Source organism: Spirosoma endbachense (assembly GCF_010233585.1).
Lineage (GTDB): Bacteria > Bacteroidota > Bacteroidia > Cytophagales > Spirosomataceae > Spirosoma > Spirosoma endbachense.
Genome location: NZ_CP045997.1, coordinates 5,617,614 through 5,632,231 on the forward strand (window position 1 = coordinate 5,617,614; position 14,618 = coordinate 5,632,231).

The 14,618-nt window shown below is 49.5% G+C and carries 9 protein-coding genes; 2 read left to right on the plus strand and 7 right to left on the minus strand.

Going from position 1 to position 14,618, the window contains the following annotated elements:
- Window positions 1–62 precede the first annotated feature (62 nt).
- From GJR95_RS22685 to GJR95_RS22695, 3 genes are all read right to left on the minus strand, one after another.
- Complete coding sequence (locus GJR95_RS22685; protein WP_162388033.1) at window positions 63–2,543, minus strand: hypothetical protein; 2,481 nt, start codon at window positions 2,541–2,543, stop codon at window positions 63–65.
- Between the two features lie 44 nt (window positions 2,544–2,587).
- Window positions 2,588–4,072, minus strand: a complete 1,485-nt coding sequence (locus tag GJR95_RS22690) for a RagB/SusD family nutrient uptake outer membrane protein (protein WP_162388034.1) — start codon at window positions 4,070–4,072, stop codon at window positions 2,588–2,590.
- A 102-nt stretch (window positions 4,073–4,174) separates the two neighbouring features.
- Window positions 4,175–7,339 carry a SusC/RagA family TonB-linked outer membrane protein gene (locus tag GJR95_RS22695; protein WP_232540829.1) on the minus strand — a complete coding sequence of 1,055 codons (3,165 nt, stop codon included), beginning with the start codon at window positions 7,337–7,339 and terminating at the stop codon, window positions 4,175–4,177.
- 173 nt (window positions 7,340–7,512) lie between these two features.
- On the opposite strand from GJR95_RS22695, the gene GJR95_RS22700 reads away from it, so the two are divergent.
- Window positions 7,513–8,865, plus strand: a complete 1,353-nt coding sequence (locus GJR95_RS22700; RefSeq protein ID WP_162388035.1) for a hypothetical protein — start codon at window positions 7,513–7,515, stop codon at window positions 8,863–8,865.
- Window positions 8,866–8,983: 118 nt separating this feature from the next.
- Here the strand turns inward: GJR95_RS22700 and GJR95_RS22705 are convergent, their stop codons facing one another.
- From GJR95_RS22705 to GJR95_RS22720, 4 genes are all read right to left on the minus strand, one after another.
- Entirely contained in the window at window positions 8,984–9,967 is a 984-nt protein-coding gene (locus tag GJR95_RS22705; RefSeq protein WP_162388036.1) for an alpha/beta fold hydrolase, read from the minus strand.
- A 21-nt stretch (window positions 9,968–9,988) separates the two neighbouring features.
- Entirely contained in the window at window positions 9,989–10,609 is a 621-nt protein-coding gene (locus GJR95_RS22710; protein ID WP_162388037.1) for a hypothetical protein, read from the minus strand.
- A gap of 17 nt (window positions 10,610–10,626) precedes the next feature.
- Entirely contained in the window at window positions 10,627–11,115 is a 489-nt protein-coding gene (locus GJR95_RS22715) for an RNA polymerase sigma factor (RefSeq protein ID WP_162388038.1), read from the minus strand.
- Window positions 11,116–11,698: 583 nt separating this feature from the next.
- Complete coding sequence (locus GJR95_RS22720) at window positions 11,699–13,222, minus strand: hypothetical protein (protein WP_162388039.1); 1,524 nt, start codon at window positions 13,220–13,222, stop codon at window positions 11,699–11,701.
- Between the two features lie 457 nt (window positions 13,223–13,679).
- Here GJR95_RS22720 and GJR95_RS22725 point away from each other — a divergent pair, with 457 nt between their 5' ends.
- Window positions 13,680–14,489, plus strand: coding sequence for an ion transporter (locus GJR95_RS22725; protein WP_162388040.1), 810 nt, complete (start codon window positions 13,680–13,682; stop codon window positions 14,487–14,489).
- The last annotated feature ends 129 nt before the right edge of the window (window positions 14,490–14,618 follow it).

A 14,618-nucleotide genomic window follows, 5' to 3' on the forward strand; every position in this document is an offset into this window, starting at 1 on the left:
CGCAGAGGTCTGGTTTAAGAACCAGACCTCACGCCATCTCAGCCACCAGTAACAGGCTAGTCTTACCTATAATTTAGAAATGTCGTCGCTTCGCACGCTTTGTCCGTTTTAAAGCGAATCCATCGGGCTTGAAAATCCTTCGGAAATTCATAGTCGATCGTTTTTCCAGGAGCGACAGTAAAGGACTTGTACGTCATCCAGACGCCTGTGCCGACCGGGTCGGCTTCGATGGTAAAGGTTACTGGCTGATTGGCTTTGTGCGAAAGTTGCAGACTACGTTGGTCGTAGAACCCGATCAGGTAGGGATCGGAGGCTTCACTGGCTGTCACCGATGCGTTTTTCCAGGGACCACCATGACCCGTTGGTTTGCCCAGTTTCCAGAGGTCATCGATGGTGCCTGCCCAAATGGCCGCCTTTTTATCGTCCGAGACAATGATGTGTTCGTTCTTTCCGGCTGCGCTCATATCGACACCCGTCATGACCAGCAGACCACGGTATGACGCATAATCATTGATGCGAAGATTATGAGATGAAACAGGGCGCATTTTAGCATAACCATCGGCATTTTCGGCGGGCAATTCGTAGAACGTTCCGTGGCAATTGAGCAGGTCACGTTCTGTAGCCACTTCGCGGCAGATTCGAAGAGCGGCCTGATTTGTCAACTCTGTATAGGCATTATTGCCGAGTGGCAGCCGCCAGCGCCGTCCTTTGTCGTCAACAATCAAAACGCTCGATTCGTCAATCGTCACAACGTTTTGAGGAATAGCAAACTTGGTTTTGAGAACGTTTACCGTTCCGGCATCCTCTTTCCGAACGAGTTGCATGTTGGCATTCAGTTCATAATAACCAACATCAGTCAATTGCCCGCCTTTGTAAGTCGATGCAGCCATGCCCAATGCCCGCCGATTAGCACCTAATCCATACATCAAACCACCGGATGTGTTTGCCGTTGCAACCGTGCTGAGCCCGGCAAACAGTGAACCGGCGGTCGTAGTACGCGTATCGTTCGCTGAATACGAGAAGTGCGCCGATAAATTGGCGGCTTTGTCCGACTTAACCCGAATCCATTCGCCAGGTGTATCTGCGCTAAAGGGTACGTGTGTAGACTTGTGCCCACCAACGGTCACCGTTTGCTGTGAAGCCCAGCTACCCTTTCCGGTTTTATCCACCTCGAATGTAATCCGGACATCATTGTCGCTGTTATTTTGAATCCAGGCCGAGCGATTGGCCCAACCGGCAAACAGAAACGGCTCGGAGGTTTCATTGGCTTTAACCGGTTCGTTTAACCAGACCGCCCCTTCGGCTGTGTTTGGGCCAAGCTGGTCGGGTAGATTCAGGGAGGTGAACCACAGATTTGAGTTCGATTGGCCGGGCCCTTCAAGGCTACCCTTTACTTTTCGTTTATTCAAGAACTCTTTTTGGGCGGAATCATCGCACCCGAAAACTAACTGATTGTTCCAGCGAGTATAATCACCGATCACTTTCAGATACGCTGAGCGGGGTCTGATACCAGCTGTATTCGCTGCGGTGAAATCGCCGGGAAACCGCCAGAACATACCATGCATAGTCATCAGGTAGTCAGGTTGCTGGGTTGTTCCGACATCCCGGATGCGGGGCCACTCGGTATTCCAGCCATGAGCGCCATCGTACGAATGGCTGGCTTTAGGAAGTCGAAAAAAATGCCATCCTGTCGCTTTTTCACGCACACCCAGCAGCACGGATTTATGATCCCAGCCGGTAGCCCAGATTGGATCAGTTTCCGGGTTTTTATTCCCGTAAATACCCCCCGGACCAGTCACCTCAACAAACTGATTTCGTCGGACTACTTTCCAGTCTTTACCGTTCCATTCTGAAAGTGAGCCCGCATCAATGTCGAACTGGACCAATGCTTTGGCACCTGGTTCGCCATTATTGGAATAGACCATAACGCCCTGACCAGAATAAAAACCTTTGCCGTGCGCACCGGGCAACAACGTGTTTTGCAGGTTATTCGATTCGTCCGATTCTTTTTTCCGATTGACATTACCATCCTCATAGAGCATAGTCGGAGCCAGGGTATTGACATCTACTTCATAAAAGCCTTCTTCCATCGTTCCGTAATAGATCTTTCCTTTCGGATCGGTCAGATGGCGGGCATTTCCGGTATGACGCCCAGGCATCGTTTTGTAGGGAATTACCCGAACGTTTGCCTTGCTGTCGATGGCGTAGGGACCAATAAATAGTTGATTACTCTCCGGATGGATCATCCGGTTGGCAGGGGTGCCGCCAATGCTTTCTGACCGGACGATCTGCTTTAAATCGGGGGTTATTTCGTATAATTTATCGGACGACCCAAACGGCAAATGCGGGCCGTAGGTGACAACCCAGAGATTACCCGCCCAAGGCACAACGGCTCCCGTACCACATTCACCTTCGTTATTATACATGGCTAATTGTGGATAAATTCCGCTGTAAGACGGCAACTTTTTAGACTGGGCGATGGATAAATCACCTTGTGCAAAGAGCCATCCAATAAGGCAGGCAGAAAGAAAATACGTTTTCATTGAATTAAAAATAAGTTGATAATAGAACAGTATCCTGCATTGATCTACTCCCAACCAGGATTCTGTGTCAATTTCGGATTGGCCTGAATTTCTTCCAGCGGAATGGGGTAATACCGGTGTTTTGCCAGCGGAGTACGAGTGGGATAAACATCGTTTACTGCTTTAGGAATTACGGTCAGGAAGGTGTTCGTCCGGGTCAGATCGAACCAGCGGTCAGCCTCGGCAAACAGCTCCCACGAACGCTCCTGGAGAACTGCGGCAATAAAAGCATCTTTGCCCAGGCCCGGAGTCAGGTCGCCCAGCCCCGCCCGTTTCCGAACCGTATTGATGTACCCGTACGCTGCGGCTGTCGCTCCATTCTGACGCGCTTCAGCTTCAGCCGCAACCAGGTATACGTCGGCCAGTCGGATAATGGGAAAATTGCAGTTGTTGGCTTCAGCGATGGAGTTCGGATCGCGGTATTTACGAATCAAAACACCTTTTGGCGTTACTGGCGTGATATCCCGCTGTGGAACGATCTTACCCGACACATCACGATAGGTCGTGTCCAGCAACTGCCGTCGTTTATCGCTGGGCGAAAATGAGTCAAAGAAACCCTGATACGCAAACCAGGACCCGAAGGACACTTTGGCATAATCCGGGCCAGAACTGTTGCGGGGACCGGCAATACCCATAACGGTTAACCAGCGGCTGGGCGTTACCCGATCCGCTTCAACGGCCCACATATTCTCGATACGGGCCGCATCTTCTTTGTCCACATCGAATACGTCAAGCACGTTTGGCATCAGCGCGTATTTGCCCGAATTGATAGTCGCCTGCGCCATCTGTACCGCCTTTGCCCAGTCTTCATTATACAACGCCACCTTAGCATAGAGGCCTTGAATAGCTTCCTTGGAAGGCCGACCTTTTACTAAACCGGCTGAGTAGGAGGGTAATCCGGCAATAGCCTGCTCTAAATCACTGTAAATCTGCTTATAGATATCGGCCCGTGAACTTTTGGTGACGAGCGCTTCGGTTTCGCTGCTGCTTGCTCTGGTCTTTACCGGGATCTCGTTAAACGTTTTGGTGAGCGTCCAGTGGTATAGTGCCCGTAGCGCATAAGCTTCGGCAACGATTTCCGTCCGGCGCTGGGCATCCATCTGAATGGCAGGGACTTTCTCAATGACCCAGTTGGCATTTTCGATACCCTTGTAGCTAAATCGCCAGACACCCTGCGGCCCCTCGGTTTCATGACGTCCTGAGTTACGCTGGGCTGTGTAATAGGGGTCATACGAAAACAGCGTAATGGTATTCCGGCCCACAACGGCACGAGGATAAGCCTGATCGGCCGCGAAATCCGACGCGGCAACTAACGGAAAACCATACAGATTGATCAGTGAACCCGACACCGACGCGATTCCCGCTTCGGCATCAGAGGCCGTTTTGTAAAAGTTGGTCGTAAAAATGGATGAATACACCGATTCATCCAGTTCGCTGCACGAAATCGTCAGGCCCGACAAAGCCATCAACAGCAGAATTTGTTTCTTCATGGGAGGAAAATGAATGAGTGAAAGTGTGAATGAGCGAATGAGTGAAAGAATTAATGAGTGAGCGATGAATGGGTTGGCGAGAGTTTTTTGCTCATTCACTCATTATAAAGTAATTTGAAGGCCACCCAGAAACGAACGGGCAATTGGATACGTACCATTGTCGACAAACTGCGTGGTGGCATTGCCGAAGTTGTTGACTTCCGGATCGAAACCCGAGTACTTCGTGATCGTAAACGCGTTGTTGGCGCTGACATAGATCCGAATCTGGTTAATGCCTTTCATTTTAGGGAGCGTGTAGCCCAGTGAAACATTTTTCAGCCGAACAAACGACGCATCCTCCACGTATCGATCTGAAATGGGTAACCGTCCGCCCTGAAATCCACTGGCATACTCATTGTTCGGGTTCGTCGCCGACCAGCGATTCGCAAGGCCTGCCAGCACATTCTGCTGACCCAGCGCCGTTTCGAATGTATACCGGAACAGGTTCATGAGTTTATTCCCCTGTACGCCCTGAACAAACAGATTCAGGTCGAAGCCCCGGTAGCGGAACGAAGAAGAGAAGCCAAAGATGTATTTGGGTTGTGAGTTACCCACAATGAGCTGGTCAGCCGCTGTTATCGTGCCATCGCCGTTAATGTCTTTCACCTTCTGGCCACCAAGACGGCCGTCATAGCCGGGTAGAATTGTCTCACCAGTTTGACTAATCCCATCGAAGATATAGGTTCGGTAAAGACCCATTGGATAGCCGATTTTGAGCAGCGCGAAAGCCGACCGGGGTAGCTCATCCAGAATACCGTCGAGCGCCAGCACCTCGTTTTTATTGAAGGTAATATTTGCCGATGCATCCCATTGAAGCCCTCTTCTGCCACCGGGTAAAATCCGGCCATTGACGGCCAGTTCAACGCCCCGGTTTTGTATCGAACCAAAGTTGCCGGTGATGTAGGTGTAGCCCGACGACATGGGTAATACTTTCTGAAACAAAAGGTTATCGGTCCGTTTGTTGTAATAATCGGCCACAACAGACAGGCGGTTATTGAATAAACTGACATCGATACCCACATCGACCTGCGTAGATCGCTCCCATTTCAGATCCGGGTTTGGAATGGCGTTCGGATTGATACCGGTAACCGGATTGTGGTTGTAATTGTAATTCAGGCCCGATGCGCCGACTGTGGCCAGCGATTGGTAGGGGTCAATAGCACCCGCGTTCCCGGTAATGCCCCAGCTACCGCGTAGTTTCAAATCAGAAACAACCGAAATCGACTTCATAAACGGCTCTTCCACTAGTCGCCAGGCACCAGCAATAGCGGGAAAAAAGCCGTATTTGTTGTTCTCCCCAAATTTGCTGGACCCATCGGCCCGTGCCGTCAAATCGAGGAAATATTTGTCTTTATAGCCGTAGTTGATCCGCCCCAGGTACGAGTCCAGTCTGGATTTGCTTTTGTCGCTGCCAAGGCGCTGATTCACAGCCAGGCCAACGGAATTATTTTCGGTTATATCGTTCGGAAAGTTAGACGCTGTCTGTGTATAACTCTGATTTACATTGGCCTGGGTGGCTAAAACCGCTGTGGCCGCCAGCGTGTGATGCTCCGCCAGGCGGGTTCGGTACGTAAAAATACTTTCGTGCAGGAGCGTTCGGCCGTATGATGTAATATTGGATGCACTACCACCCCCCGACGCTAACTGTGACTGACTCAGGAGCGACAACGGCGAGTAAAATTCTGACAATGTGTTACCCAGATCGACATTGAAACTAGGGCGGTAGGTGAAGCCTTTGAACAGGGTAAAGTCGACGTAGATATTGGCCAAAATCCGCTGGCTCGTCTGCCGATTGATGGGCGTGATGAAGTTCAGCGGGTTCGTTACTTCCTGATATTGCCCATTCATCTGGTCCTGAAACGGATATACACTGCCATCGGCCCGATAAGGTATCAGCGTTGGCGGAGCCGCAACGGCCGCTCCCAGCACACCCGCCCGGCTGCTGGTTACGTCGGAGCCTGTGCCGCCCACACTTACACCATTATTAACCGAATAGCCATAGTACAAACTGGTACCAATCTTGACCCGGTCAGTCAGTCGATGATCGATGTTTGAGCGAAACGAGTAGCGATCAAAGCTAGAGTTTTTAATGATCCCATCCTGATTGAAGTAATTCAGTGAAAGCGCCAGTTGGGTTTTCTGATTACCACCCGTAACAGAAAGCTGGTGGCTCTGGATGGGCGCTTTTCGGAAAATCAGGTTCTGCCAGTTGGTGCCTTCGCCCAGGCTCGAAGGATCAGCATAGATCGATCGTTTATAGACTTCATTTTCCAGCTGGGCAAACTGCCGGGCATTCAGTACGTCCAACGTTTTGTTGACCTGCTGCACCCCACCGTAGCCATCGTAGCTAATGCGGGTTGCTCCATCTTTACCACGTTTGGTGGTGATCAGAACGACGCCGTTTGCTGCTCTTGCCCCATAAATGGCCGTCGATGAGGCATCTTTCAACACTTCAATCGACTCAATATCATTCGGATTGATCTGCGAAAGCGGACTCACATCGGTGATGCCCCCCGAGTTGGCAATCTGAATGCCGTCAATGACATACAGCGGTTCAGAGCTGCCATTAATCGAGTTTGTTCCACGAATACGGACGCTGACATTACCGCCCGGAGCACCCGAATTCTGCGTGATCTGTACACCAGCCACCCGCGCCTGTAACCCCTGCGCTACGTTAGCAACGGGTGTTTGCAACAGATCGGCGGCCTTGACCGAAGCAATGGCGCCCGTTGTTTCAATTTTTCGCTGTGTTCCATAACCCACAACAACAACTTCTTCCAGTGCTTTCGTGTCGAGTGCCAGTTGTATGTCAACCGTTGACCGGCTGCCAACAACAATTTCCTGGGTCAAATACCCGACAAAGCTTACAACCAGCGTGGCTCCATCTGGCACCGTTAATTGAAACACCCCTTTTGCGTCCGTAACGACTCCGCGTTGCCGAACCGTCGGACCGGTCCCTTTCAGCAGCACACTCACACCCGGAAGCGGGGCTCCTTTTTCATCGGTGACGGTTCCCGTAATAAGTCGCTCATCAACCTGATGTTGATTGATCTTCGTTAGTTGGGAAAGCTCTTCTCCAGTACCCTGTTTCGTACCTTCAACGATGGTGCTGAAAAGACCTTCTGACGTTTTGCCTGGACTATAACCACTCCTCTGCCGGCCCTGTGTCAACAGAGGTGACAGAGACCCTGACAAAACGAGGTAATACAGTAAAAGCTTTTGTCGCATATTATTTAGATATTTATAGATTATAGGAATATTGGTCCAGTGCAGTGCTCACATCAAATGCGAGTATACAAAGGTAATTTTGCATTATACGGCGAAGGCATGCTACGCCTGACCATTTTGTTTGACAAAATTCTGGATAACTTAATCAACAGATTTACAGACTATTACGCTGAATGATCACGGAGAATGGACAACCCGGCAAGGCCGAAGTTTTCGCTTTTTTAGACATCAGCTGTCGAAGGGTTAGCGAAACGTACGGCAAGCCTGACTGGGACACGTGGACTAACAGTGACTACGTTAGTCTAAGTCATATACTTTTCAGGCAGACCCGCGTACGGATTAGCCCGAATACGCTGAAACGTATTTTTGGTAAGATTAAAACCGATTCCCGGTATTACCCTCAGAAAGCCACCCGGGATGCGCTGGCTGTATACATTGGCCATCCCGACTGGGACCATTTTGTGAAATTGCAGGAATGGACGGCCCGGCATACCGAGCGGATACCCGATGGGTTTATCCGGGACGAGAATCTGCCACATCCATCAACGCCTGCTGATCCGCCAACTCTTTCTTCCCGGAAAAATACGAAGCGTAGCCGGCGATTGCCTTTGCTGGTCGGAGGTGTCCTTTTACTTGCTGTTCTCCTTTTGGTTGTACAGCAGCGAAGCGCGAGTCGGGAATCTGCTCAGCTTATTTGTCGAAACCCCCTGGGTGAAAACCCGCACTCAGCCGTGTTTCAACTCAAGCACCCAGATTCAAAGGGAGAAGCGGGCGCTTATACCATTCTGTTTGGTGATGGCAAACGGGAGCGACTCAACGCAAATGACAGCCTTGCCACGCACTATTATGAACGGCCGGGTCGCTATTTCGCCATCCTGCAACGGGATGGTGTAAATATCGATACGTCGACGGTTTATTTACGGACAAAAAGCTGGACCGTTACCGGCAACATGATGCACGATACCAGCCGGGTTTACCCCATTGAGGTCGCGGATCTGTTTACCAAAAGACGCCGTAGTGTTAGCGCCCCTGAAGCTGCCCGCGCCGGTATTGACACGAATCGAACGTTCTTTATGGAGTTTATCAATAGCCATCCTACCAGGATTGATGGGGATAACTTTGAACTGACGACTCGTATAAAAACCTCTCCTGACCGAGCAGGTGTTCGCTGTTCGCAGGTCGGAATTACGGTGTGGGGTGAATCGTCACAACACATGTTTGAAGTGATGAGGCCGGGTTGTGCTCACTGGATTTTGATACAGAATTCAGATATCCAGAAAAGTGGGCTGCGGGATGATTTGAGTTTTATGGGCGCAGATTTGCGGTTGGGTGGAACGTTAACGCTGCGAATTATCGACAAACAGGCTGTTATTTTGATTAACAATCGACAAGTCTACAAAACGAGTTACACACAACCACTCCACAAAATTTATGGTGTCAAAATCCGTTTTGCCGGAGTTGGAACCGTTGATTCATTCTCGTTGAAAGATCTTAAAACAGGCTCTATGTTCGATGGAAGCTTTTAACGTACTGACTAGCAAAGCGCCGTAGAGTTCCGAAATCCACTCGGTTTAAATGCGGATGTCCCAATGCAGGCGATGCGTATTTTGCCGGGAATACCCAACGCCTGAGATGGGTCTGATATCAACGAGCGCGGTCAGTGTTGTTGAGGATTAGAGCCGCTAGTTGATCAAGCCAGGGCTCTGCAATCAGATGGCCCATCCCCTCGATGAGTTCAAACCGGGCATTCGGAATGTTGGCCGCCACATTACGTCCCGCATCAGGGACCACCAGCGGGTCGTCGCTACCATGAATGACGAGGGTAGGAACCCGAATTGTTTGTAGTTGTTGCTCACGACCTGCATAGAAACCGGCCATTGATGCGGCTCCCTGTCGTTCGTAACCATCCGGATAAAACGACCGCTGAATGTCCGCTTCGACCTGCCTCCGGATTTGCGTAGAATCGGCTTTGTATGCCTGACCTCCCAGAGCCCGGAACACCTTGATTTCCCGCTGAGTGTAAGCGGCCGTATCAGCAGGTAGCGCTGGCGGGGGAATGCTGGCCAGCACAGCGGGCTTGGCAAGGAGTGGGAAATCTGCCTTACCACCCCCGGCCATGATGCTAACCAACGACAGCACCCGGTTTGGATGTCGGTAAGCTACCCGTTGCGCAATCATGCCCCCCATGGATACCCCGACAATATGCGCTTTGTCAATGCCCAGGTAATCGAGTAGACCAGCCGCGTCGTCGGCCATGTCATCCAGGGTATACAGTAATGGAATAGGCTTTTTGGCCTGTATCGCCTGACCAATTGCTGCCCAGTCCGGACGCGTAGCCTGCGTAAATTTGGTTGACAGGCCGGCGTCGCGGTTATCGAAACGAATCACCTGATACCCTTTACGCGCCAACTGTTCGCAAAAAGAGACCGGCCAGGCGGTTAGCTGGTTATTGGTGCCCGCGATTAACAGGATCGCTTTGTTTTTGGGTAGGCCAAACCGTTCATAAGCTATGGTTATACGATTGGAACTGGCCAGCCCACTTTGTCTGGATATGGCCTGGCGACTTATCCGTTGCGCGCTACAGGCCCATAATCCCACTATCAGACAGAAGCAAATTACAGTTTTCATAGACATAACGTTGTTGATTGGTTATTGGTCAAACTCACTAAGCAGTTCCCGCAGTCCTTCAATGGGCCGTTCGAACTGGTTACGGTTCTCCCGCCGGATTGCCCACCCGCACGACAAAAGGGTAAGCACAAAGAGCCAGATCGCCGGGGTTATATGTTGCTCAAGGCCGCCAGGTACATACAACTGGAAAAGGAGAACGATGCACAGGGCGGTGCTCGCCGGAATCAGCATGAATTCATACCGTTTCTTGAACTGATAGAACGATACCAGATTCAGATATTGATACTCGATTCGTTTCTGAACTGAATCGTCCGGCACTTTCCGGCCAGGGCTGGCCAGGGCGATCTGCTTAAATTTCTTCAACAGCATCACCGTAAACGGCAGGTAGAGAAGTATACCTGCCAGGCAGAGCCACTGGTTACGAGGCTCTCCCCAGGATCGTAATAAAACATGGCTAAACAGGGCATACACGATGATTTGAAGCGTCAAAGCGCCCCAAAAATAGTGCATCGCCCGGCTGACCTGATGACGAGCTCTCGTCCGGGCAATGCCCGCAAGAGCCGATCGGTCGTACGTTGGTAAGACGGAAGGCGTGTGATTGCCTTCGTTCCATTGGTTCTTCAAATCGTCGATAACTGACATGGTTACACGGTTTTAATTTATTTCTTTAAGCGAACTTCCAATTCCTTCCTGATCCGTACTAATCGTACGCTCACGTTCGAGATGGTTATGCCCATGACTGTGGCGATCTCTTCATAACTTAGCCCATCCAGATAGAGGATGATAACGGCTTTGTTGAGGGGCGCCAGGTCGGCAATTGCTGCTAAAAGCTGCAAAGAAGCATCCTCCTTGTCACTGGGAGCCGAGTCTGGTAACTGTTCGTGGGCAGGCATCAGCACTTCGTGTCGCCATCGTTTAGCATTGCGATGGTAGGTAAGGGCCGTGTTGAGACAAACGCTGTACATCCAGGTGGAAAATTTCGACTGTCCGCTGAAAGAAGGATACGCTTTCCATAATTGATAGATCATTTCCTGGACCAGATCAGCCCGCTCATCGGCATCTGGTTGATAAACACGGCTGATTTTGTGAGCAATCGCCACATGCTGATTTAGTTGCTGAAGAAACGTCTCTTCCGTGGAGGTACTCATTTCGGTTGTCTGGATGCTCTTTTTCAATAAGTAGCAGAAAGGAGCAAAAAACTACAGGCAATCGCGAAAATTGTTATAAAAGTTGCGGCCATGCGCGATTGAGCCCACCTACCAGCCGCTCTCTGATCTGTTTTTGAAGAGTCCTACTGAAAGAAGACGAACCGCCTGTACCTTGGTACTGGTGTGAGGTCAGGTTCTTCAACCTGACCTCTGCGGTTTTGAGAAACCGCTTCACATTTTAGGCTGAGTAGCTATTGACTAGTGAAAGCTCTTTACTACGCACCCAGTATGAAAAGTAAATCTACCACAGGTATATTGGCCTTCTTTCTGGCCATTGGCATGCTGTTTACAACAGTTGCCTTCAGGCAAACACCTTCAGCTCGCCCCTATCACGATAGACATACTAACAAACGGCCAGTCGTTGCGACTGTACTAATCTGTGGAAGCCGGAGTGCGTATGCTTATCACAGCTCCGAATGTCATGGTCTCGCACGTTGCCGGTCAGAGGTAAGCAGGGTGAGTGTTAGTGAAGCGCGAAATATGGGGTATCGACCCTGCAAGATATGTTATTGAGGCCCACCCCTCATTTATAAATAGCGGGAAAAGATGATCCGGGCTGTTGCTTAACGGCCTGGGTAGAGCCTGATTCTTTTGCAAAAAGACGAAAGAAAAATGAATCGGGTTTGCCGATTCGCTGCTCAGTGACGTAATATTGGCCGTAATCCCGGAACTCATGAGGGACCACGTGCACATTGATCGAAAAGCTTTGAAGGGCAGCCAGCAGTTCTTCTCCTCCGGTAAAGGTCGATATGAATAGGAGTACAATCGATACGAGCTGTTTCCAGGGAGGTAGACCATTGCTTACGGCATTTTTTGTGGCCAGAAAGCTAACAACAAACAACGCTGCCATCGATGTTTTACTACACCAGTCATTCCAGATACCAAGACGGACAAACGGAATAAGCAGAAGCAGGGAGTAGGCCAACAGGATGAAGCGCGTCTCCCGGCTCGTATTTCTCGACTGAGTCAACAGGAAAACACCAACCGTGGTGATTAATTCTGTGCCTAGAAATAGCAGGTACTTTACGGTAAAACGAGGCAACCAACTGGCCGTTGGTAACCACTCTACCGGAAAGGTGAATGAATTTGAGGTGATAAACGTGGCTAAAAGAAGACCCGTAACTATAGACAGGCCTACAGACCAACGATCGAATAGATTCGATTTCTGCTGGCTCGTGCTTAGTAATAGATAAAGCACACAGAACGGTACTACCCCAATTAAGCCAATGGGCGTCCAGATTAAAACCGATACTAAAGCCGGGCCCAGGAGTTTGGTTTGCCCCGTTTCGGGTACATTCTCCAGCAACAGGGCCATCAGTAACCAAACCGGTAGGCTATTGTGAGATGACCAGTAGAGTAAACGGGTATTAGAGAGAAATAGAAAAGGAACGTCCCATAATTCTGCCCGTTCTGTGGTTGCGTGGAGCCAGGAGTTGGCCCACCAATCTAATCCACCATATAAACAGAACAAGAACAGAAACAGGCCATACAGGTAGCTCTTTGGATAAATCTGTTGCTGTTTAATGTAAAGCAGTGAGTGCAAAACCACTAGAAAGGTGCACAGCCAGGTCCACAAAAAAAGGCTGAGTTCGCCCAAGGTCCAGCCCAATAATTTACCCAATAGGGCTGCGGGCAAATAATAGCCAATATAATAGACAAAGGGCCTGGATTCCTGGTAAGAAAATTTATCGCCTAAGTACTCGGGGGTAAACCAGATTGGCCAATCATCATGAATCAAGTGATAAAACGTCGTGTTGGTCATGTTGGCATCATGATGAATATAGCCAATTCCACCAATGCCTGATGGCCAAAGCCAGAGAGTAGTGGCCAGTACAGCTATCGTTAATTCAGGAAAATACCGTTTAATGGCATTTATCTTTTGCCTGAATGGCCTGTACTGTTTGAGCAGTTGATGAAACTGAATGCCTAGCCAGTAAGCATAAACAATCAGAACCGGAATGGAGATAACAGGTTTGGTAAAGCCCGCGATGAAGATGAGCGCAGGGAGTAGTAAAATAAAGCAGGTGATAAACTGAATACTAGCCATGACCAAACGGATTTCGAGCTTCGAGTTGACGTAAGTGAGGGCTTGAAAGTCAGTTGGACAATTCGCTGTTACGCATGCTGCCTGTTAGCAGGGGTCGCCTTAAGGCTATATAAAAGTAGAGGGAATTTTAATCAGGAATTGGTCAAAAACTATCAAATTTGGGTCATTACTGGCTGATAGTCAGTGCATAAAGACTTGTCTGTATGTGAATGGAATCCTTTATAGTAAGGTAAACACTTTCCTGGATACTCTCTACAAGCGTCGACGAGCGGGTTCAAGATTCGTACCACACGTCGAGTTTAAAGCAACGTACGGTGTCGTTTCAGAGCCATTGCCTCATCTATTCATCGTACTGTAAGTGACTTTAATCTTTTTTTACTTTTGTGTTAATAACGGCTGGGTTGCAGCCAACAACTCTCCTTAACGGGGCTCACCTTACCATCTATCCAGAAATACTATGCAGACTCGTTGGCAACGCATCCGCAATCGGCTGCATACTATTGTCTTTGAAAATGATACATGGGCAGGACGTCTCTTCGATATAGCTCTACTGTTACTCATTCTGCTAAGCGTAGCCGCCGTTATTGCCGAAAGTGTTCCTGCTCTAGCCAACAGAGAAATCTTCCAGATACTGGAGTGGGGCTTCACCGCTGTGTTCACCCTGGAGTTTATTCTTAGACTGATTTCCGTACGTAACCCCCTTCAATACCTGTTCAGCTTCTTTGGGGTGGTTGATTTTCTGGCTATTCTACCCGCCTATCTAAGTCTGTTTTTATTCGGCTCCCATGAGCTGGTGGTGATCCGAATTCTTCGGCTATTGCGCATTTTTCGCATATTGAAATTGCAGGAATACACCTCGGCGGCCGACTTACTAGCGGCCTCACTGCGGGAAAGTCGGGCTAAAATCACCGTGTTCTTCGTAGCCATCTTTACCCTGGTCATTACGCTGGGAGCCATGATGTATGTTGTTGAGGGTCACAGTAATGGCTTTAAAAGTATTCCGTCTAGTATTTATTGGGCTATCATAACGATCACCACAGTAGGTTACGGCGATATCGTACCCATTACCTGGATGGGGAAACTGATTGCCAGCCTGATCATGCTGTTGGGTTACGTGATTATTGCCGTTCCGACAGGCATCGTTGCCGTCAGCTTAACGGGAATAGCAAACCGCCGGGAAATTAACCCGCAAGCCTGTCCCAATTGTGGCCGTCAGGGGCATGATTCAGATGCTACGTATTGCAAGTACTGTGCTGAAAAGCTATGAGGCATGACAGATACAGGAGTAATCTGAAATAGCCAGAATGAAATAAGAGATTCAGCTTATAAACAGCTTTCGTGGCAACCCTTGTAACATTGACTATCATAAGTAGATCGTATGCTCAACAACAGCTCA